This window comes from Marinagarivorans sp., from assembly GCF_982758155.1.
On the sequence record NZ_CEXWTU010000178.1, the window covers coordinates 1 to 608 of the forward strand.

A 608-nucleotide genomic window follows, 5' to 3' on the forward strand; every position below is an offset into this window, starting at 1 on the left:
AGGAGGTCGAGATCAAGCATTAGTGGATGAAATATTGTTTCCTCGTCCCTTAGGTAACCATTCGTTGTGATGAGTAACGTTTTTTCACCTCGTTTTTTCGGTAGTGGTGAGTTTGTATTGTGTGCAGGCTACCGCTATTTTTCTCGGTATTTTTTAACTTCACCTCTTTTTAGTTTCACTAGGAGTACGCAATATGACTACCTTATTTGATTCAATCGCCATCGGCGATTTACAGCTTCGCAACCGTATTATTATGGCGCCCCTTACCCGCTGCCGCGCGGAGCCTGGGCGTGTGCCCGGTGATTTAATTGTGCAATATTATCGCCAGCGCGCCAGTGCCGGCATGATTATTTCTGAAGCCACGTCGGTAACGCCAATGGGCGTTGGTTATCCGAATACTCCGGGTATTTGGTCGGATGAGCAAATAGCGGGGTGGAAAAAAGTGACCGCAGCGGTACATGCCGAGGGCGGCACCATCGTGTTGCAATTGTGGCATGTGGGGCGCATATCGGACCCATCGTATTTAAACGGTGAATTACCCGTTGCGCCTAGTGCGATTAAACCGGCCGGTACGGTCAGTTTGGTTCGCCCACCAAAAAACTTTGAGA

1 protein-coding gene is annotated in these 608 nt (G+C 49.0%); it reads left to right on the plus strand.

Going from position 1 to position 608, the window contains the following annotated elements; genetic code table 11:
• Window positions 1–193 precede the first annotated feature (193 nt).
• On the plus strand, window positions 194–608 hold a 415-nt coding region (locus tag AC3A8L_RS15980), incomplete at its 3' end, for an oxidoreductase (RefSeq protein ID WP_487963271.1).